General features: G+C 73.4%; 13 protein-coding genes. 4 read left to right on the top strand and 9 right to left on the bottom strand.

Annotated features, from left to right (window positions below; translation table 11 throughout):
• Positions 1-38: 38 nt before the first annotated feature.
• From SVTN_RS23265 to guaA, 3 genes are all read right to left on the bottom strand, one after another.
• Positions 39-1,271, bottom strand: a complete 1,233-nt coding sequence (locus SVTN_RS23265) for a hypothetical protein (RefSeq protein WP_041134168.1) — start codon at positions 1,269-1,271, stop codon at positions 39-41.
• 194 nt (positions 1,272-1,465) lie between these two features.
• A complete protein-coding gene (locus SVTN_RS23260) occupies positions 1,466-2,254 on the bottom strand; it encodes a class II aldolase/adducin family protein (RefSeq protein WP_041130834.1) in 789 nt (262 codons plus the stop codon).
• A gap of 111 nt (positions 2,255-2,365) precedes the next feature.
• Positions 2,366-3,958 (bottom strand): glutamine-hydrolyzing GMP synthase, encoded by a 1,593-nt coding sequence (gene guaA / locus SVTN_RS23255; protein ID WP_041130833.1) that lies wholly within the window; start codon positions 3,956-3,958, stop codon positions 2,366-2,368.
• 400 nt (positions 3,959-4,358) lie between these two features.
• On the opposite strand from guaA, the gene SVTN_RS23250 reads away from it, so the two are divergent.
• Positions 4,359-4,649, top strand: coding sequence for a chorismate mutase (locus tag SVTN_RS23250; protein ID WP_041134167.1), 291 nt, complete (start codon positions 4,359-4,361; stop codon positions 4,647-4,649).
• Positions 4,650-5,346: 697 nt separating this feature from the next.
• On the opposite strand, the gene SVTN_RS23245 is transcribed toward SVTN_RS23250, so the two are convergent.
• From SVTN_RS23245 to SVTN_RS23220, 6 genes are all read right to left on the bottom strand, one after another.
• Positions 5,347-7,152: a GMC family oxidoreductase gene (locus SVTN_RS23245; RefSeq protein ID WP_041130832.1), complete on the bottom strand. Its 1,806-nt coding sequence runs from the start codon at positions 7,150-7,152 to the stop codon at positions 5,347-5,349.
• Positions 7,153-7,191: 39 nt separating this feature from the next.
• Positions 7,192-8,874 carry a succinic semialdehyde dehydrogenase gene (locus SVTN_RS23240; protein ID WP_041130831.1) on the bottom strand — a complete coding sequence of 561 codons (1,683 nt, stop codon included), beginning with the start codon at positions 8,872-8,874 and terminating at the stop codon, positions 7,192-7,194.
• A gap of 152 nt (positions 8,875-9,026) precedes the next feature.
• Positions 9,027-10,811 (bottom strand): serine/threonine-protein kinase, encoded by a 1,785-nt coding sequence (locus SVTN_RS23235; RefSeq protein ID WP_063782276.1) that lies wholly within the window; start codon positions 10,809-10,811, stop codon positions 9,027-9,029.
• Between the two features lie 145 nt (positions 10,812-10,956).
• A complete protein-coding gene (locus tag SVTN_RS23230) occupies positions 10,957-14,028 on the bottom strand; it encodes a protein kinase (RefSeq protein WP_041130830.1) in 3,072 nt (1,023 codons plus the stop codon).
• Between the two features lie 159 nt (positions 14,029-14,187).
• The gene (locus SVTN_RS23225) at positions 14,188-16,572 is read right to left on the bottom strand and encodes a serine/threonine-protein kinase (protein ID WP_041130829.1); all 2,385 of its coding nucleotides are present in this window, start codon (positions 16,570-16,572) and stop codon (positions 14,188-14,190) included.
• 236 nt (positions 16,573-16,808) lie between these two features.
• A complete protein-coding gene (locus SVTN_RS23220; RefSeq protein ID WP_041130828.1) occupies positions 16,809-18,515 on the bottom strand; it encodes a glycerol-3-phosphate dehydrogenase/oxidase in 1,707 nt (568 codons plus the stop codon).
• Between the two features lie 298 nt (positions 18,516-18,813).
• Between SVTN_RS23220 and SVTN_RS23215 the strand changes: the two genes are divergently transcribed.
• The 3 genes from SVTN_RS23215 to SVTN_RS23205 all read left to right on the top strand — a co-directional run bounded on the left by SVTN_RS23215 (position 18,814) and on the right by SVTN_RS23205 (position 20,970).
• A complete protein-coding gene (locus SVTN_RS23215; RefSeq protein WP_041130827.1) occupies positions 18,814-20,055 on the top strand; it encodes a nucleotide sugar dehydrogenase in 1,242 nt (413 codons plus the stop codon).
• 108 nt (positions 20,056-20,163) lie between these two features.
• On the top strand, positions 20,164-20,430 hold the full coding sequence (locus SVTN_RS23210; RefSeq protein ID WP_041130826.1) for a hypothetical protein: 267 nt from the start codon (positions 20,164-20,166) through the stop codon (positions 20,428-20,430).
• 48 nt (positions 20,431-20,478) lie between these two features.
• The gene (locus tag SVTN_RS23205; protein WP_041130825.1) at positions 20,479-20,970 is read left to right on the top strand and encodes a hypothetical protein; all 492 of its coding nucleotides are present in this window, start codon (positions 20,479-20,481) and stop codon (positions 20,968-20,970) included.
• Positions 20,971-20,972 lie beyond the last annotated feature (2 nt).

The raw sequence follows: 20,972 nt of genomic DNA, 5'->3' as shown, positions 1-20,972 counted from the left end.
GCACCGGGCGGCCGGGACGCGGGAAGGGGGCCTGAGGCTCAGTCCACGACGTCGATCGTGATCCGGTTGGTCTCCACGCCGGCCGCCGTGACGACCGAGACCTCCACCCGGCCCGGTTCCACGTCCGCCGGGAGGGGGACGGTCAGAGCGGAGTCGGTGGGGTTGGCGAAGCCGCCCGGGACCGGGACCAGCGGGACGTGGGCGTGGACGGGGCCGATGCGGACGACCAGCCGGGTCAGCGGGTCGGGGGCGCCGGCGCCGGGCGGGACGAAGCCGCAGCCGCGGATCTCGATGTCGTCTCCGGTACGGATCGGGGCGTCGAGGTCGCCCGCCTCCCGGGAGCGGACCACGGAGTGGATCGTGGGGCGGACGCCCTCGGTGCACTTCGCGGCGAGGTGCCAGGCCGCCGAGACGCCGACGAGCAGCACGAGCGACCAGGGCACCTCGGGGAGGCGGTCGGGGTCGCGGGCCAGGCCGACGGCGGCCAGAGCCAGGACGGCGCCGGAGACGAGGAGGTACTGGACGTCGGCGAGGGCGGCCCGGCCGCTGTCGTCGCAGACCAGGTCGGCGGCGCGCGGGCGGTCGGCGCGCACCTTCTGGAGGCGGCCGGCGGCGATGCCGAGGGCGACGACGAGACGGGAGGTGACGGTGACGGAGGCGACGAGGGCGAGGACCGTGAGGAGGCCCGCGCCCCGGGCCAGACCGAAGGCGGTCGCGCCCGGGGAGCGGAAGGCGAGGAAGAGGAGGGTGTAGCCGAGGAGGAGGAGCCAGCCGGCGGCGACGGCGCGGGTGGTGGAGAGCCGGTTGTCCTCGCCGATCAGCGGGGCGAGGAGGCCGCCGCGGGCCCGGTGGGCGTGTGCGGCGGCGCTGAGCAGGACGGCGAGGACCAGGGCGGTGCAGAGGCCGGCCGTGCGGGCGCCGGTCCAGCCGCCGTCGATGGCGGTGAGGGCCTGGCCGAGGAGGAGGGCCAGGACGGCGCCCCAGACCGCGCCGAGCCCTCCGCGCCGTACCCGGTCGAGCCAGGCGAGTCCGGCCTCCCGGCCGCGCACGGCCACGGCGCGGGCGGACTGGGCGAGCTCGTCGGAGACCCACTGGCGGGCGGCGACCGGGGAGTGGGCGACGGCCGCGGGGACGCCGTGCCCGGCGGCGAGCTCGTCGCGCCGGGCGAGGAAGGCGGCGACGGCCCGTCGGTGTCCGGCCTGCCCGCAGTGGGCGCAGCCGGCACAGGCCGTCGCGTGCTCGCCGTACTGTCTCGCCTCTTGAACCGCCACGGTGCTCACTCCCGAGCTCACGAGCTCATTTCACGGCCCGCGTCGATGTGTCCCGGCGCGCCCCGAAGAGCCAACCAGCCGTTGATTCCACGGAATTGTGCCGTACCCGCGGCTCTCGCGCCTGCCGCGTGCGCCCCGCCGGAGAGTGATTGCCGCGCCATCTCATTGACGTACAGAAGGGTGAAGCGATGGTGTTACGACAGGAGTTCGGGGTCCGTCCGGCTGATCCTGCGCCACAGGGGCTGGTAGTTGATCCAGGCGACGAGGTCGCTGCCGAGCTGTTCCCGGGTGGCGACCGCCTCGCGGTGGTCGATGAGCACGGGCTTGCCGGCCGCCCGCGCGGCCAGCTGGACCTGGGCGCAGCGTTCCAGGGCGATGAACCACCAGGCGGCCGCGTCGACGGAGGTGCCGACGGTGAGCAGCCCGTGGTTGCGGAGCACGATCGCCTTGAAGGTGCCGAGGGCGACGGCGATCCGGCGGCCTTCCTCGGCGTCCACGGTGACGCCGGTGTAGGCGTCGTAGAGGGCGTGGTCCTGGTAGAAGGCGCAGGCCTCCTGGGTGATCGGGTCGAGGAGTTCGCCGAGCGCGGCGAGGGCCCGCCCGTGGACGGAGTGGGTGTGGGCGACGGCGACGGCGTCGGGCCGGGCGCGGTGGACCTGGGCGTGGACGGTGAAGGCGGCCTGGTTGACGTGGTGGCCGCCCCGGACGACCTGTCCGTCGCCGTTGACCAGGATGAGGTCGCTCGCGGTGAGCTCCTCGAACGGCGCCCCGAAGGGGTTCACCCAGAAGCAGTCGGGGTGCTCCGGGTCGCGGGCGGTGATGTGGCCCGAGACGCCCTCCTCGTACCCGAGCCGCCCGAAGAGCCGGAGCGCGCCCGCGAGCCGCTGCTTGCGGTGGGTGCGTTCCTCCTCGGCCGTCGCGTGGACGGGCGGCAGGGCGAAGTGGAGCCGTTCGACGGGGACGGGGTCCGGTATCACGCTCATGCGCCGGAAGGTAACGCCCGGCCGGTCAAGTCACCAGAGTCCCGACGTGAACACGACGAAGCCGCCGCCCCGGAGGTCCGGAGCGGCGGCTTCACACGCGTGCGGGAGCGATTACTCCCACTCGATGGTGCCCGGCGGCTTGCTCGTGACGTCCAGGACGACACGGTTGACGTCGGCGACCTCGTTGGTGATGCGGGTCGAGATCTTGGCGAGCACCTCGTAGGGCAGGCGCGACCAGTCGGCCGTCATGGCGTCCTCGGAGGAGACGGGACGCAGCACGATCGGGTGACCGTAGGTGCGGCCGTCGCCCTGGACGCCCACGGAGCGGACGTCGGCGAGCAGGACGACCGGGCACTGCCAGATCTCGCGGTCGAGGCCGGCCGCGGTGAGCTCCTCGCGGGCGATGGCGTCGGCCTCGCGCAGCAGGTCCAGGCGCTCCTTGGTGACCTCGCCGACGATGCGGATGCCGAGGCCGGGGCCGGGGAACGGCTGGCGCTGGACGATCTCCTCCGGCAGGCCGAGCTCCTGGCCGACCATCCGGACCTCGTCCTTGAAGAGCTGGCGCAGCGGCTCGACGAGCTCGAACTCGATGTCGTCGGGGAGGCCGCCCACGTTGTGGTGGGACTTGATGTTGGCCGTGCCGGTGCCACCGCCGGACTCGACGATGTCCGGGTAGAGGGTCCCCTGGACGAGGAAGGCGACCTCGGGGCCCTCCTCCTGGAGGATCTCCAGCTGCGCCTGCTCGAAGACGCGGATGAACTCACGGCCGATGATCTTGCGCTTGGTCTCCGGGTCGGAGACGCCGGCGAGGGCGTCGAGGAAGCGCTTCTCCGCGTCGACGACGACCAGGCGGGCGCCGGTCGCGGCGACGAAGTCCTTCTCGACCTGCTGGGTCTCGCCCTTGCGCATCAGGCCGTGGTCGACGTAGACGCAGGTGAGCTGGTCGCCGATGGCCTTCTGGACGAGGGCCGCGGCCACGGCGGAGTCGACGCCGCCGGAGAGGCCGCAGATGGCGCGCTTGTCGCCGACCTGGGCGCGGATGGCCGCGACCTGCTCCTCGATGACGTTGCCGGTGGTCCAGGACGGCTGGATGCCGGCGCCGCGGTAGAGGAAGTGCTCGAGGATCTGCTGGCCGTGCGTGGAGTGCAGCACCTCGGGGTGGTACTGGACGCCGTACAGCTTCTTCTCGTCGTTCTCGAAGGCGGCGACCGGCACGACGTCCGTGGAGGCGGTGACGGTGAAGCCCTCGGGGGCGGCGGAGCAGGCGTCGCCGTGCGACATCCACACCGACTGCTCGACCGGGGTGCCCTCGAAGAGGGTGGAGCCGGCCTTGGAGACGTGCAGCGGGGTCCGGCCGTACTCGCGGGCACCGGTGTTGTCGACGGTGCCACCGAGGGTCGTCGCCATCAGCTGGAAGCCGTAGCACATGCCGAAGACGGGCACGCCCGCCTCGAAGATCTCGCGGTCGAGGCGCGGGGCGCCCTCGGCGTACACGGAGGACGGGCCGCCGGAGAGGATGATCGCCTTGGGGTTCTTGGCCAGCATCTCGGCCACCGGCATGGTGGACGGGACGATCTCGCTGTAGACCCGCGCCTCACGGACGCGACGGGCGATGAGCTGGGCGTACTGGGCGCCGAAGTCGACAACGAGGACTACGTCCGGGTTGGAGACGTCGGGCGCGGCAGCGGGAGTCGCTGATGACACTACGGCGGCCTTCCGGCGGTAGGAGAGGTTCCCTCGGGGTTCCCTGGGGGGTTCCTCGGAGCTTCCTCGGAGGTTCCCTGGGGTCCCCCGAAAGGGGGGCTATTTGTCGATTCTACCGGCGCGCCGGTGTCGCTTTTCGTCTCACCATCCGAACCCGGGTTGTCCCGGGGTGCGCGGAGGGGTCCATACTGTCGCCATGCGCAAGTACTCGACCTTCGTCTTTACCTATGGCAACCGGCCCACCGGCTGCCATGGTCGTGCTGCTTGAGCAACTGACAAGCGACTTCCCAGGCGCCCCGGGCCGACAAGGCCCGGGGCGTTCTGCTTGTCTCCGGGCGATGTCGCCCCGGGGCTCCAGGACCCGACACCACGAGGAGCCCCCGCCGTGACCACGAAGACCATGACCCCGAAGACCATCACCGAGCAGACCGGCGCCCGCACCGACGAGGCGGCGACGCTGATCGGCGACGCCCGCGAGCGCATCGACGCCCTCGACGACCGGATCATCGGTCTCATCCAGGAGCGGATGGCCGTCTCGGCCGTCATCCAGGAGGCCCGGATCTCCTCCGGTGGCCGCCGGGTGAACCTGGCCCGCGAGATGGAGGTCCTCGGCCACTACAGGGACGCCCTGGGCAAGCCGGGCACGGCGCTCGCGATGACGATGCTGGAGCTGTGCCGGGGCCGCATCTGAGGGACGGCGGTGCCTCGGGCGACGCGTCTGAGTGTGCTCCCGCACCCCCGTTCGGTCCCGCTCTCACCCGTACGGCGCGTGACCGGCTCCGGCCGGGCTTCGTTGGTCCGGGTGTCCGTGCCAGCCAGGGGCGGGCCCGAATGAAACCACGCGTGGCTTCGCTGGGGCGTGTGGCGTACCTCTCCGGTACGTCGTGGGACCTCGCACCAGCGCGTGTGACCGGACAGCAGGGGACAGCAGCCCGGTCACCCAGAAAGGGCGGTCGGCCCCGGGGACGCCCGGGGTCGGCCGCAACCGGCCGATCCCCCCGTCCTCCCGTCCCCCGATCCCCTCCTGATCCCCTCCCCCTGCGGCGCAACCCCCCGGCGCCGCCCCGCTCGGCACCGCCGCTGCCCTGACACCGGTGCCGACCTCAAGGGCCCCGCGCCGCGACCGGAATCGCGAGCGCGGGGCCCTTCTCGTGCGGCTCGAGAACACCCCTCCCCAGGACGTGACGCGCGTCACACGAAGATCCTGCGCAACCGCTACAACCAATCGCGGGGACCGAAGGTCATCTATGCAGCAACACCAAAGCTGGAGGGGCGCTGCACTCGGAGGGGGGTGCAGCGCCCTTTCCTGCGAACGGGCCCGGTCGAACGGGCTCAGCTCGACGGGCTCAGCTCGACGGGCTCGGCTGAACAGGCTCAGCCGAACGGGCTCAGTCCTTCTTCGGCGGGACCGCCGGCATCCCCAGGAACGGCAGCCGCAGGGCGCCGAAGGCCTCGGCCGGGACGGCGGGGGACTTCGGCTCGACCGCCGAGATCCGGACGTACGCCTCGCCCTGCCGCGGCCGCGGGTCCTCCTCGCCCTTGTTCGGCCAGAAGGACATGGCGCGCTCCGCCTGGGCCGTGATCGTCAGGGACGGGTTGACGCCGAGGTTGGCGGAGACGGCCGCGCCGTCGACGACGGAGATCCCCGGGTGGCCGTAGAGCCGGTGGTACGGGTCGATGACGCCGGTCGTACCGTCGGCGCCGATCGGGCAGCCGCCCAGGAAGTGCGCGGTGAGCGGGGTGCCCATGAGCTCGCCGATGTTGGAGCCGGCGAAGCCGTTGATCTCCTCGGCGAGCAGGGTCGCGGCCCGCGTCGCCGCCTCGATCTGCGTCGGATTGGGGGTGCCGTGGCCCTGGCGGGCGGTGAGCAGGCCCTTTCCGATGCCGCCCGGCTTGCGGTAGGTGGTGAGCGAGTTGTCCAGGGACTGCATGACGAGGCCGATGATGGTCCGCTCCGACCAGCGCCGGTTGGACAGCGAGCGGGCGGCGAGCGCGGGGTGCTTGACCAGTTCGAGCAGCCACCTGCGGACCCGGTGCGCGCCGTAGGGCACCTGGAGGACGGTCATGCCGCCCATGGAGTTGGAGCCCTTGCCGTAGCGGACCGGCTCGATGTGGGTGTTGTCGTCCGGGTGGATCGACGAGGTGATCGCGACGCCCTTGGTGAAGTCGGCCCGGTCCTTGCCGTGCCGCTTGCGGTAGCGGCGGTCGGTGGTCTGCGAGCCGACCAGCGCCTCGGAGTTCGTACGGGTCAGCTCGCCGAGCCGGCCGGAGATGCGGGGCAGCAGCCCGGTGTCCTTCATCCGGTGGAGCAGGGTCTGCGTGCCGTACGTGCCGGCGGCGATGACGACCTTGCGGGCGGTGAAGGTCCGGCCCGCGCCCTTCTTCCTGTTGTCGGTCGGCAGGGTCTTGACCGCGTAGCCGCCCCGCGAGTCCTCGGTGACGGCGACGACCGAGGTCATCGGGTGGACGACCGCGCCCGCCTTCTCGGCGAGGTAGAGGTAGTTCTCGTTGAGGGTGTTCTTGGCGCCGTGCCGGCAGCCGGTCATGCACTCGCCGCATTCGGTGCAGGCCTTGCGGGAGGGGCCGGCCCCGCCGAAGAACGGGTCGGCGACCTCGCCGCCCGGCTTCGCCCGCGCCGTCCCGTCGCCGTCCTCCCCATCGCCGAAGAACACTCCGACCGGCGCCATGTGGAAGGTGTCGCCGATGCCCATGGCCTGCGCGGTCGCCTTCAGATGGACGTCCGAGGGGGTCATGGTCGGGTTGAGGCGCACGCCGAGCATCCGCTTGGCCTGGTCGTAGTAGGGCGCGAGCTCCTCCCGCCAGTCCGTGATGTCCTTCCACTGCGGGTCGTCGAAGAACGGTGCGAGCGGCTCGTAGAGGGTGTTGGCGTAGTTCAGCGAGCCGCCGCCGACGCCCGCGCCGGCGAGGACCATGACGTTGCCGAGCAGGTGGATGCGCTGGATGCCGTACAGGCCGAGCGTCGGGGCCCACAGGAAGTTCTTCAGGTCCCAGGAGTTCTTGGGCAGCTCACCCCGCGCGAACCGGCGCCCGGCCTCCAGGACGCCGACCCGGTAGCCCTTCTCGGTGAGGCGGAGGGCGGTGACCGAACCGCCGAAGCCGGAGCCGACGACCAGGACGTCGTAGTCGTACGAGTCGTCCTCGTCCTGATTCTGGGCAGGGGGTACCGCGGTCATGGCTCTCCTCGTACGAAAAGGGGCGGGTGGGACGGAGGGTCAGCGCAGGCGCAGGGCCTTCATCGCCTTCAGGGACACGCTCATGAACGCGGCGTACTTCTCGTCGTCCATCCCGAAGGAGGGCGCGAGCGGGATCAGCCGCTGCTGGGCGACGGTCTGCGCCTCGGTGTACTTGAGGATGCCCTCGGAGCCGTGGCGGCGGCCGAGCCCGGAGTCCTTCATGCCGCCCATCGGGGACTGCACGCTGCCGTACGCGGGCGCGTACCCCTCGTTGATGTTGACGGTGCCGGTGCGCAGCCGGGCCGCGACGGCGTGGCCGCGGCGCGAGTCCTTCGTCCAGACGGAGGAGTTGAGGCCGTACGGGGTGGCGTTGGCGAGCTCGACGACCTCGTCCTCGTCCCTGAAGCGGTAGACGGAGACGACCGGGCCGAAGGTCTCCTCGCCGCAGACGGCCATCGGGGCCTCGACGCCGTCGAGGATGGTCGGCTCGAAGAAGAGGGGGCCGATGTCGGGGCGGGCGACGCCGCCGGCGACGAGCGTGGCGCCCTTGGCGACGGCCTCCTCCACGTGCCTGGTGACGGTCTCCAGCTGCCGCTCGCCGACGAGGGAGCCCATGTCCGCCCCGTACGCGAGGGAGTTGCCGAGGCGCATGGCCTTGGTACGGGCGGCGAAGCGCTCCAGGAAGGCGTCGGCGATCGACTCGTGGACGTAGAGTCGCTCGATGGAGATGCAGAGCTGGCCGGCGGAGGAGAAGCAGGCGCGGACGGCTCCGGCGGCGGCCTTCTCGATGTCGGCGTCCTCGAGGACGAGCATGGCGTTCTTGCCGCCGAGTTCGAGGGAGACGCCGACGAGCCGGGCGGCGGCGCCCTGGGCGACCTCGCGGCCGGTGCGGGTGGAGCCGGTGAAGGAGACGTAGTCGGCGTGCTTGACGACCTCGGGGCCGACGACCGGGCCCTCGCCGAGCACGACCTGGAAGACCTCGGCGGGCAGGCCGGCCTCGATGAGCAGGTCACGGGCCCAGAGCGCGGTGAGCGCGGTCTCCGTGTCGGGCTTCATGACGACGGCGTTGCCCGAGACGAAGGCGGGGAGCGCGTCGCCGACGGAGAGCTCGAACGGGTAGTTCCAGGGGGCGATCTGGCCGACGACCCCGCGCGGCTGGCGCAGTTCGGTGACCTTGGTGAGGGTCGGCACGACGCCCGTGTGGCGCTTGGCGCGCAGGTACGAGGCGGCCTTGCGGCCGTAGTGGCGGGCGGCGACGGCGACCGCCTGGACCTCCTCGTGGGCGTGCAGGCGGGCCTTGCCCGTCTCCAGCTGGATGAGGTCGAGGACCTCGGCCTGCCGCTGGAGGACGAGGTCGTGGAAGCGCAGGAGGACGGCGGCGCGGGTCCTGACCGGGGTGGCGGCCCAGGCGGCCTGGGCGGCACGCGCGCGCGTGAAGGCCTCGGCGACGTCCTCGGGGGTGGACTCGGGCAGGTCCGCCAGCTTCTCCCCGGTGAAGGGGGTGTGGTTGGCGGTCCGGCCGGAGCCGACGACTCCGCGCGTGAGCCGGGCGACCAGCTCGGGCGTCACGACGTCGGCGGCCGTCCGCGCGCCGGCGGGCGCGGGCGCGACCGGGTTGGTCGCGCCGGCGGGCGCGGCCGGGCGGGCCGCCTCGGCGGCGGAGGCGGCGGTGTCGGCGTCGGCGGGAACCGAGGGGGCGGCGGGGGCCTGCGAGTCCGTCATGAGGCCGAGCGTAGGCCGCGTTCCGGCCTTTGGGTACCCGTCGGTAACGCGTTTTCACCGTCCGCACACATCGCGCCAGCGATCACTGGCACATAAGTCCTGATCAGGGGCTTACGGCCGCCGGAGGCCGCCCACGGAGATTTTTCCGCCCCTCAGTCCCCCGGCGCGCGCCAGTGCTGGAGGACGATGTCGAACTGCTCCCGGGTGGTCTCCCAGCTCGACGCCGGCGAGGACATGTAGATGGCGTACTCGGTGCCGTCCTCGTCGTAGTACATCTGGTCGATCGCGTGCCGCGGCCCCGGGAAGGTCTTCTTCTCTGTCCAGGTGAACTCCCACAGACAGGAGCGGACCTGGTCGCGGTAGGTGTCCTGGCCGAGCTTGACCCGGTTGTAGTCCATGCGCTTGCCCAGCTGGCGCTCCAGGTCGACGGCGTGCATGTACGGGTTCTCGAAGTCGGGGCTCTTGTCGACGCTGATCCGGATGCGGTGGCGGCCGTTGTCCGGGGTGTAGTCGATCTGGTCGCCCTCCGTCTGCCGCTTCCAGCCGTCCGGTACGAGGAGGCTGAAGCCCTCCGGGTCGTCGGCGCGGTGCCAGCCGGCCGGAATGCCGTCCCCGCCGCCCTTCTTGGTGGCGGGGGAGGTCGCCGGCGTGGTCCGTCCGCCGTCGGCACCGCTGTCACGGTCGCTACTCGCGTAGTTCATGGCGGCGAAGACGGCACCGCCCGCGACGACCCCGGCGAGCAGCGCGGCGAGCACGGCGGAACGCCAGCGGCCGCGGGGGGAGGGGGGCGGGGAGCCGGGGTGCGACGGCTGGAGCTGGTGGGACACGAGGGCCGGCTGCTGCTCCTGGGCCGGCTGGGGCCACTGCGCGGTGGCCTTCGGCGGGCCGCCCGCCAGGCTCTCCGTACCCGTACCCGGCCCCATGCCAGTGCCCGGCCCCATGCCCGCGCCTGGCCCCATGCCAGTGCCCGGCCCCATGCCCGCGCCTGGCCCCATGCCCGTACCGGCCGCCGCCTGCGCGTCCGCCGCCGTGTCCAGGTCCTCCCTGGCCACGCGCTGGGTCGGCACGTACGCCTGCGCCGCCGCCGGCGCGCGCCCCTCCATCGCGTCGAGCAGCATCCGCTCGGCCTCGTCCGCGCGCGGCCGCTGCGCCGGATCCTTGCGCAGCAGGGCCACGATGACGGAGGCCAGCGGCCCCGCCTTCTGCGGGTGCGGCGGCTCCTCGGTCACCACGGCCTGCATGGTGCTGATCGGGGAGGTGCGGCGGAACGGCGAGGTGCCCTCCACCGCCGTGTACAGCGTGGCTCCGAGGGACCAGAGGTCGGAGGCGGGACCCGGATCGCCGCCCTGTACCCGCTCGGGCGCCAGATAGTCGATGGAGCCGACGATCTCACCGGTCCGGGTGATCGTCGAGTCGCCCTCGATCGCCGCGATCCCGAAGTCGGTGATGAGGACGCGCCCGTCGCGCGCGAGCAGCACGTTGCCCGGCTTGACGTCCCGGTGCAGCACCCCGGCCGCGTGCGCGGCACGCAGCGCGCCGACGACGTGCAGCCCGATCCTGGCCGCCTCGCGGGGCTCGATCGTGCCGGCCTCCTTGGCGGCGTCGGCGAGCGAGGGCCCGTCGACGTACTGCATCACGATCCACGGCCGGTTGTCGTGCTCCAGGACGTCGTGGACGGTCACCACGCCCGGGTGCGTGATCCGCGCGGCGGCCCGCGCCTCCTTCTGCGTACGGGCGTGCAGCACGAGCCGGTCGGCCTCGGCCACGAACCGGCCCGCCGTCAACTCCTTCACCGCCACCACGCGGTGCAACACCTCGTCGTGCGCGCGCCAGACCTTGCCCATGCCGCCGCGTCCGATGGACTCGCCCAGCCGGTAGCGACCGGCGAGCAGCAGCCCCGATCCTGTGCCCTGAGAAGCGCTCTGAGAATGTTCCACTTGCCCCCGCCCGTTCCTTCTGATGCCAGGTTACGGAGGGGGGCACGGGCAGCGGAACCTCGGGGCGGTCATAGGAACAGCACCGTGACCGGGGGCCGGTGGGACCTCCGGCTCACTGTCGGCTCACCGTCGGCTCACCGTTGGCTCATCGTCCCGGGCGGAACGCCTTCGTGGCCTGCTCGTAGATCTCGGTGACCCTGTCACGCTCGCCCTCCGGACCGATCACCTGGACGACGTGGTACCGGCCGCCGTCGATCAGCGCGAGATTGCGCACGAACACCTCGCGGCCCGTGCTGTCCAGCCAGGTGTAGGTGCCCTCGGCCGTCGGCGTCCGGCCGATGTCCACCCGGCGCGCCCTCTCCACCTGCGCCCAGCTGGACGACCGGTACGGCTCCAACTCGCGCTCCTTGGAGTTCTGGTACTCCAGCGGATCCGAGCCGTTGTCCCGGACGCCGTCCCGGCCGGGGACGACGATCAGCGTGAAGCCGCCGTCGGTGTAGCGCACTTGGCCGGCGTCGTTGATCGGGCTGCGCCGCCACCCCTTCGGGACCCCGATCCGGAACCCCTCCGGGTCCTGGCGCAGCTCGTACCCGGCGGCGAGCGCGGGAGCCGAAGGGTCCGCCGGGGGCGGGGTGGTGGCGGGCCCGGTGGTCGGTCTCCTCGTCGGCTCGGCGGGCGGCTTCGTCGTCGCGGTGGCGGGGGCGGTCGTGGGGGTGGTCGTGGGGGTGGCGGCCGGTGTACGGGGCTGCTCGCCGTCACCGGGCATGAACAGGGCGACGTACGCGACGGCTCCCACGAGCAGCAGGAAGACGAGGATCAGGAGCGTACGGCCCAGGGAACGCGGGGAACCCTGGCTCTGGGAGGACGACGTGCGGCTGGAGGACCGGGGGGTGCGGGGCGCGCGGGGTGCGCGGGGTGCGCGCGGGGCCCGCTGGGGGATCTCCCCGTCGAACTCCTCGTGGAAGCCGTCCTGGAAGCCGTCCCTGGACTCCTCGTGGAACTCCTCCCGGAACTCCTCGCGGTAATCCGGCTGTACGCGCGCGTGGTCGTGGTCGCGGCCGTGTTCCGGGGCGTACTGCGGACCCCGCGAGTCCTTGGCGCGCTTGTTGCGGTGGCGGCCCGCCCCCGCTCCCCCGCGCCACCGGCGCACCAGCTCGCCGCGCCGGCGCACGATCGGCAGTCGCGCCTCGTCGAAGGACGGCAGCGGTACGACGCCGAGCCCGGCCTCCGGCTCCGGCGCCGAGCGGACGAGGGAGCGCAGCCAGCCGCGCAGCTCCTCGAAGTCGGGTCGCTCGGTCGGGTCCTGACGCAGCAGCGACTCCACGACCGGACGCAGGGGCCCGCACTCCTCGGCGAAGGCGGGCGGCTCGGCGCAGACCAGCTGGACGAGCTCGGCCGCGTTGTCCTCGGGGTACGGGGCGTGGCCCTGGACGGCCCGGTAGAGCAGCGCGCCGAGCGCCCACAGGTCGGTCGCGGGGCCGATGGGCGGGGCGAGGCGCCAGTTCTCGTGCACGGGACCGGCCTGCTCGGGCGCCCAGCGCTCGGTGACGGCGCCGACGACCGCGATCCGGGTCTGGCGGGCCCGTTCGGCGGCGAGGCGCGTGGTCGGGCCGCGGTGCGCCTGGGCCGGGATCGCGACGGGCGCCTCCTCCCGGGGGCCGGCGGGGACGGGAAGGCGCGCGGGATCCGGGGTCGCCGCCGTGTACCCGGCGGGCAGCGCGGGCAGTACGGGGCCGCCGCCGGCCGGGATCGGCCCGGAGCCGTCCCGCGCGGCGTGCGGGCCGTCGCTCCAGCTGCCGGCCAGCATCACGCGCGGCGGCGGTCCTGCGCCGTACGGCTCGTCGCCGTCGTCCTCGTCGTCCTCGTCGTCGTCCGCGACCCGTGCCCACCACTGCGGTTCGGGCGCGCCGGACGCCTGCGCCGTCGGCGGCGGCGGGCCGGGCGACTCCGGCGGCGCGGGGCGCTGAACGGGGAGCGCGCCCGTCTCGCCGAGCCGGGCGGCGGCTCGCGCACCGGCCCGGTACGCGGCGATGGCCCCGGCGCGGGCGGCCCGCACGTCGGCGGTGGGCGGCGCGGCCACGGGCTGCGTCTCGGCGACGGTCGGCGCGGCCCGCCCGTAGGGGTCGGCACCGTAGGCGTCGGGGGCGGGACTGGGGCCGGGGACGGGCCCCGGGGTGTCGCGGGCGCCCGGCTCCTCGCCGCCCTCCTCGTAGACCTCCACGTCAAGGGCCTCGGAACCGTACTCCTCGGAGCCGTACTCCACCGAGCCGTACTCCTCGGAGCCGTACTCCTCGACGGGCGCGGGCCACTCGGGCGCGTACGGCTCGGGCGCGTACGCACCGGCTTCGTGAGCCCCGGCCTGGGCCCCGGTCCCGTATGACTCGGGCTCGTACGTCTCGGGCTCGTACGACCCGACCTCGTACACGTTCGGCCGGTACTCCTCGGGCTCGTACGCCTCGGGCTCGTACACCTCGCCCCGAGACACTTCGGCCTCATACACGCCAGGCTCGTACTCCCCGGCCCGAGACCCCTCCGCCTCGTGCCGCTCAGGTGGTGCGTACGGTGCGTACGTCTCGGGCGCGTCCCCCTCCGTCGTCGGAGGCGCGAACTCGTCGGTCCGGTCCGGGACCGTTGCGTAGCCGCAGAGGGCCTCCTCGGCGGCGCCCGCCGCGAGGCCGGTGAGGACCACGCGTCCGTCGTCGCAGACGAGCACGGTCCGGGCGGTGATGTTCCGGTGCACCCAGCCGTGGGCGTGGAGCGCGCGCAGGGCGGTGAGGACGTCGGCGCCTATCTCGGCCGCGCGGTACGGGTTGAGGGGCCGCTCGGCGAGGAGCGCGGCCAGCGGTCTGGCCGCCACGCGTTCGCTCACTATCCACAGCGATCCGGCCTCCGCGAAGACGTCGAAGACCTGGTCGAGCAGGGGATGGTCGGGGATCTGTGCGGCGGCCTGGGCCGCCTCGATCGCGCGGCGCACGACGGGTTCGGCCGGCCGGCGGGTGGCCGGGCCCGCGCCGCCGTAGGGGCCGGCGGGACCGCCCCGCCCGTCGAGCACCTCGGCGTCGACGAACTCCGGCAGCGGCACCTGGCGGACCAGGACCTCCTGCCCGCTGTAGGTGTCGAACGCGCGCGTCTCCACCGGTTCGTACGCGTCGGCGTCCGTCGGTGGCAGCGGCAGGCGGTAGCGGTCGGCGAGCACCCTTCCCGCGTAGTCGTCCACGACGCCTCCCCACGCGCGCACGCTGTTCCCCCGTGGCCCCGCGGATCCCTCGGGATCGGGCGGGATCACGCGAGTCCGTCAGTTCCGGTCCGGCACCGCGCAGTTGTCGGCTCTGTTCGGCTGCTTTCGGTCCGCGAACCTCACGATACGTGGCACGGGTCAGTCCTTGGGGCTGAACGTGGCGAACGCCGTCTCCCGCAGCGTCCTGCACTCCGCGCCGTTCCACTCGCCGGCCGCGCAGCTGATCATGATGGAGTAGCCGTGGTCGGCGTCCACCTTGAAGCCGCGGTTGAGGACGTGGACGCGGACGCCCTTCTGGGTGCGCTCGAACTCCCAGTCGGCGACGGTCGGGTAGCCCTTGTACGAGACCGACTTGATGCCGATGTGCTTGTAGTCCTGGCTGGTGGCGGCCACGCCGTACCTGGCCAGCTCCCAGGCGCCGGCCGCGTCGTCCTTCGGGCTGCCGTTGTAGTCGACCTGGACGCGCGGGAAGCCGCCGCTCTCGTTGAATATCCCGCCGAGGGAGTATCCCGGGATCGAGTGGAACGTGAAGGACGCCGGCATCGCCATCGAGAAGTGGAGCCGGTCGTTGGTGACGAGGGCGTAGCCGGCGGGCAGCTTCGTGCCGGCGTCGCCGACGGGCTTCCCGGTGGGCGTGGTGCCGTTCTGCCCGTCCGTGGAGCCCGTCGTGCCGTTGGTGTCGGTGCTGCCCGTCGATCCCGTGGCGCCGTTGTCGCCGGGCTGGGTGCCGCCCTGCTGGCCGGGGCCGCCCGAGGACTGGCCCTGGGCCCCGCCGGAGCCGGTGGAACCGCCGGCTCCTCCGGTCGAGGCGCCGGCCGAGGCCGTGGTGCCCCCGTCGCCCTTGCCCTGGGTGCCCTCGTCGCCCCCGCCGCCGAGGGAGACGGCGAGGATCGTACCGAGGACGGCGAGGACGGCGACCGCGGCGATGATCACCAGGGTGCGGCGCGGCACGACGTCGGTCAGCGGCGCGCGGGCCGGGGTCGGCTTGCCGCCGCCCCGCAGGGGCTCGGTCGCGAGCTTCGGCGCGGGCTTCGGCTCGGCCTTCACGGAGGCCGCCGCGTTCCGTACGGACTTCAGCGCGCCCCGCATCCGCTCGGCGGCCGCGTCGGGTCCCTTGTCGGCCGCCGGGGCCGTGGGAGCCGCCGGGGTCCGCTCGGGGCGGGGCGGCAGCGGTATGACGGTGGTGGCCTCGGACGAGACCGGCGGCGCCGGCTCGGGCGCGTCGAGCACGGCCCGCAGCAGCACCCGGGCGCCGGCGTCGTCGAGGCGCTGCGCCGGGTCCTTGGCGAGGAGGCCGTAGATGACCTTCTCCAGCTCGGGGCCCGCGTTCTTCGGCGGGTCGACCGGCTCGGTCATCACGGCCGTGAGGGTGGCGATGGCGGAGCCCTTGTCGTACGGCGGGCTTCCCTCGACCGCCGCGTAGATGAGGCCGCCGAGCGACCACATGTCGGCGGCCGGACCGGGCTTGTGGCCTCGGGCGCGCTCCGGGGAGATGTACGAGGGGGCGCCGACGAGCATGCCGGTGGAGGTGATCGAGGGGTCGCCCTCCACCTGGGCGATGCCGAAGTCGGTGAGGACGACCCGGCCGTCCTCGGCGATCAGCACGTTGGACGGCTTCACGTCGCGGTGCAGGATGCCCTCGCGGTGCGCCGAACGCAGCACGTCGAGGATGGCGAGGCCGACCTCGGCGGCGCGCCGGGGCGTGAGCGTGCCGTCCTCGCGGACGGCGTCCGCGAGGGACTTGCCCTCGATGAGCTCCATGACGATCCACGGGCGGTCGTCCTCGTCGACGACGTCGTAGACGGTGACGGCGCCGTTGTTGCGGATCCGGGCGATGGCCTTCGCCTCGCGCAGGGTCCGGGTGATGAGGCGCCGCTTCTCGTCCTCGTCGATGCTGTTGGGGAAGCGGAGTTCCTTGACGGCGACGGTACGGCCGAGGGTCTCGTCGACGGCACGCCACACGGTGCCCATGCCGCCGCGTCCGAGGACCGCGCCGAGCCGGTAGCGGCCCGAGAGGAGTCGTCCCTCGCCGACCGGTTCCTTGCGGAGCCGGTCGCCGCCGCGCGCGGTTCCGGCGGCCGTCCGGCGGTCGCTCTCGCCGTCGCCGTCCCCGGCGCCGAACCCGGCCCGTCCGGTCGACGGCTCGGTGCCGCGCAGCCGCCCGTTCGCGACGGCGTCGTCACCGGCGGTCCCGGCCGCGCCCGCGGTCCCGGCTCCGGCCTTGGTCCCGGCCGCGCCCTGACCCGTCGCCCCTTCCGCCGACGCGTCCTGAGGGCCCTTCACATCCTGGGTGCCCTTCACGTCCCCGGAGGCCTTCGCGGGCTTCGCGTCCTCGACGCCCCGCTCCGGCCCACGCGCGTCCTCCGAGGCCTGCGCACCCCGGCTGACCTGCGCGTCCTTCGTGTCCCGCACCGGCTCACGCGCGGCCGGAACCGCTCCCCGGTCGCCGTCGGTCGCGGCCCCCGCGGCGGCGTCCCGCCGGGGGTCCCTCGCCTTGTCCCGCGACTGCTCCGCCTCCGACATGCGTCCCCTCTGCGATCCCTGATCTTCGCCGCGTCTGCCGCTTCCCGCGCGATGCGGTAACCCGCCCTGGAAGAGAGGCCATTGTCTCTCACCTCGGGCCGGGCGACGCCCCCGGGTCCGTACTCCGGGATACGACGCCTCCGCACGCCCCCGAGGTTCCCACCGGACGCGGACTCCCCGCACCTCCCCCCGGACGTCACCTCGGGCCTCCCCCCGCACCGCCCCCGGACGTCCCGTCAGATGGGCACGATGTCCGGCGCCCCGAGCCGCGCGGCGTCCGCCGTCAGGTCGTCGGGCTGCCGCTGCGACTCGCGCTCCGCCTCCACCCGCTTCTCGTAGTGCTCGACCTCCTTCTCGATCTGCCGGTCGTCCCAGCCGAGGACCGGCGCCATCAGCTCCGCGCACTCGCGGGCGCTGAGCGTGCCCCGGTCGAAGGTCTCGATGGAGATCCTGGTCCGCCGGGTGAGGACGTCGTCGAGGTGGCGCGCGCCCTCGTGCGAGGCGGCGTACAGGATCTCGGCGCGCAGGTAGTCGTCGGCCGCCGCGAGCGGTTCGCCGAGGCTCGGGTCGGCCGCGATCAGGTCGAGGATCTCCTCCGTCAGGGAGCCGTAGCGGTTGAGGAGATGCTCGACCCTGACGACGTGCAGGCCGGTTCTGGCGGCGATCCTGGCCCGCGCGTTCCACAGGGCGCGGTAGCCCTCGGCGCCGAGGAGCGGGGTGTCCTCGGTGACGCAGGGGGCGACCCGCTGGTCGAGTCCGTGCACCGCCGCGTCGACGGCGTCCTGCGCCATCACGCGGTACGTCGTGTACTTGCCGCCGGCGACGACCACGAGGCCGGGGACCGGGTGGGCGACGGTGTGCTCCCGGGAGAGCTTGCTGGTGGCGTCCGACTCGCCGGCGAGGAGGGGCCGCAGCCCGGCGTAGACGCCCTGGACGTCGTCCCGGGTGAGCGGGGTGGCGAGCACGGTGTTCACGTGCTCCAGGAGGTAGTCGATGTCGGCGCTGGAGGCGGCGGGGTGGGCCTTGTCGAGGTCCCAGTCGGTGTCGGTGGTGCCGACGATCCAGTGGCGTCCCCAGGGGATGACGAACAGGACGGACTTCTCGGTGCGCAGGATCAGTCCGGTGGTCGAGTGGATGCGGTCCTTGGGCACGACGAGGTGGATGCCCTTGGAGGCGCGGACGTGGAACTGGCCGCGCTCCCCGATGAGGGCCTGGGTGTCGTCCGTCCACACGCCGGTGGCGTTGACGATCTGCTTGGCCCTGATCTCGTACGCCTCCCCGGCCTCGACGTCCTGGACGCGCGCGCCGACGACCCGCTCGCCCTCGCGGAGGAAGCCGGTGACGCGGGCCCGGCTGGCGGCCCTCGCGCCGTAGGAGGCGGCGGTGCGCACGAGGGTGGTGACGAAGCGGGCGTCGTCCATCTGGGCGTCGTAGTACTGCAGGGCGCCGACCAGGGCGTCCTTCCTCAGGCAGGGCGCGACGCGCAGGGCGCCCTTGCGGGAGAGGTGCCGGTGGGCGGGGAGCCCCCGGCCGTGTCCCGAGGAGAGCGACATCGCGTCGTACAGGGCGACGCCCGAGCCGGCGTAGAACCGCTCCCAGCCCTTGTGCTGGAGGGGGTAGAGGAAGGGGACCGGCTTCACCAGGTGGGGGGCGAGCCGCTCCAGGAGGAGTCCGCGCTCCTTGAGCGCCTCCCGTACGAGGGCGAAGTCCAGCATCTCCAGGTAGCGCAGGCCGCCGTGGATGAGCTTGCTGGACCTGCTGGAGGTGCCCGAGGCCCAGTCGCGGGCCTCGACGATGCCGGTGGAGAGCCCTCTCGTGACGGCGTCGAGGGCGGTTCCCGCGCCGACCACTCCGGCGCCGACGACCAGCACGTCCAGCTCTCGCTCGGCCATGGCCGCGAGCGCCTCGGCGCGCTCGGCGGGTCCCAGTGTCGCTGTCCTCACGCTGCTGCCTCCCGTCGTCCCCCGTCGGTCCCGCACCCGCGCACGCACCCGGTCCGGCCGCACACGAGCCGCGAACCGGGCCCGTGTGGTCCGGCTCACAGCTCGATTCTGGCCCGCTCCCGCGACTTCAGCCACCGCCTCGCCGCCGACCTGTGGATAACACTCGGCGATCTTCGGTCGCACAATGCCGCAGATCGGTCATATTTACGCCTAGTCTGACATTGCGCTCGACCCGTTCTGTCCACCGGGCTTGCGCGTCGCGTTCCCTCCGGCTACTGGGAAGGACGGCCCACCCCCCATGCCCGCTGACCTCGCCGTCATCGGCCTCGGCCACCACGGACTCCCCCTGGCCCAGGCCGCCACCGCCGCAGGCATCGACACCATCGGCTACGACACCGACCCCCGCCCCGTCGTCGAACTCGCCGCCGGCCGCCCCCCGGTCGACGGCTCCCTCACCGCCCCCGAGATCCGCCGGATGCTCTCGGGGGGCTTCCGGCCGACCACCAACCCCGCCGAGCTCGGCCGGGTCCGCACCGCCGTCCTCTGCGCCCCGACCCCCCTCGGCCCCGACCGGACCCTCGACCTCACCGCCGTCACCGGGGCCGCCCGCGCGCTCGCCGCCCGGCTGCGCCCCCACACCACCGTCCTCCTGGAGTCCCCGGTCCCCCCGGGCACCACCGAGGGCCTCCTCCGCGAGGTCCTGGAGACGGGCTCCGGCCTGCGCGCCGGACGCGACTTCCACCTCGCGTACTCCCCCGGCCGCCTCGACCCCGGCAGCCGCACCCACGGCTACGCCGGAACCCCCAAGGTCATCGGCGGCCTCACCCCGGCCTGCACCGAGTCCGCGGCCGCCTTCTACGGCCGGCTCACCGACAAGGTGGTACGCGCGCGTGGCCCCCGCGAGGCGGAGACGGTCAAGCTCCTGGAGACCAACTTCCGGCACGTCAACATCGCCCTCGTCAACGAGATGGCGGTCCTCTGCCACGAACTCGGCGTCGACCTGTGGGACGTCATCCGCTGCGCCGAGACCAAGCCCTTCGGCTTCCAGGCCTTCCGCCCCGGACCCGGCGTCGGCGGCCACGGCGTCCCCGTAGACACCGTCGGCGCCCACCGCCCGCTCCGCCTCGTCGAACTCGCCGGCCAGGTCAACGAGCGGATGCCGCAGTACGTCGTCCAGCGCGCCGCCACCCTCCTCAACGAGCACGGCAAGTCGGCCCGCGGCGCCCGGATCCTGCTGCTCGGCATCACGTACAAGCCCGACCTCCCCGACCGGCAGGGCTCCCCCGCCGACGAGATCGCCCGCCGCCTCATGGACCTGGGCGCGGCCGTCAGCTACCACGACCCCCACGTCCCCGACTGGCGCGTCCGCGAGCTCCCCGTCCCCCGCGCCGACTCCCTCTACGAGGCCGCCGCCCACGCCGACCTGACGGTCCTCCTCCAGCACCACCGCACGTACGACCTCCAGGGCCTCTCGGTGAAGGCCCAGCTCCTCCTCGACACGCGGGGCGCGACTCCGGCGGGGGCGGCCCACCGCCTCTGAGGACGGCCCCGGCCGGAATTCCCTGGGTCGTTGTCATGTACCGGTGCTAACCTCCGGGACCACCGCGCGCGCCGTTCCACACGCGCGCATCGTCCCGGGGGCCCCTGCATGTTCACCGTCATCCTCCTGCTCCTCACGCTCTTCCTGACCTCAGGGGTCTGCGGCCTCTGGGTCGCGCTCAACGTGAGGGAATCCGCCGTGCGGCTGGAACGGTGGCACCTGCGCAACCTCGACCTGCGCGCCCAGGCCGCCGGCCACCTGGGTCCGCACGACCGGCTCCTCACCGCCACCGGCTTCCGCGTGGCCGGCGGGGTACTGGCCCTGCTCGGGTTCGGGATGATCCTCGCGCCGCTGACCGCGGCGCTCCTCGGCTGACGCCGTTCACGCCGACCGCACTTCTCTGTTCCCTGGGGGGATCACCACATGTCTCAGTCCGTTCCGCCGCCCGGCAACCCGTTCGCCGACGGCGCCGCGCCCCAGCAGTACCCGATGGCCCCGCCGCCGGCCCCCGCCCGTGACAACGTGGTGCTCGGCCTGGTGGCCGCCCTGGTCGCGGCGCTCGTCGCCGCGGGTGCCTACGGCGGCATCGCCGGTGGCATCGAGCGGGAGATCGGCTGGGCCGCCGTGGGTGTCGGCTTCCTCACCGGCTTCGCGGCCGGCAAGGTCGGCGGCCGCAACCCCGCCCTCCCCGTGGTCGGTGCCGTGTTCTCGCTCGGCGCGGTGTACCTCGGCCAGCTGATCGCCCTCGCGATCATCGGCGGCAAGGAGCTGCACGTCTCCGCCACCGAGCTCTTCTTCCAGCACTTCGACGTGCTCGCGTCCGCGTGGAAGGAAGACCTCGACCCGCTCACCTTCCTGTTCTTCGGCCTCGCCGCCTTCGCCGCGTTCTCCGGCACCAAGAAGGCCGCCGCGTAGCC

Source organism: Streptomyces vietnamensis (assembly GCF_000830005.1).
Taxonomy (GTDB): domain Bacteria; phylum Actinomycetota; class Actinomycetes; order Streptomycetales; family Streptomycetaceae; genus Streptomyces; species Streptomyces vietnamensis.
Note: the sequence above shows the minus strand (reverse complement) of the source record. Positions and strands in the feature narration are given on the sequence as shown.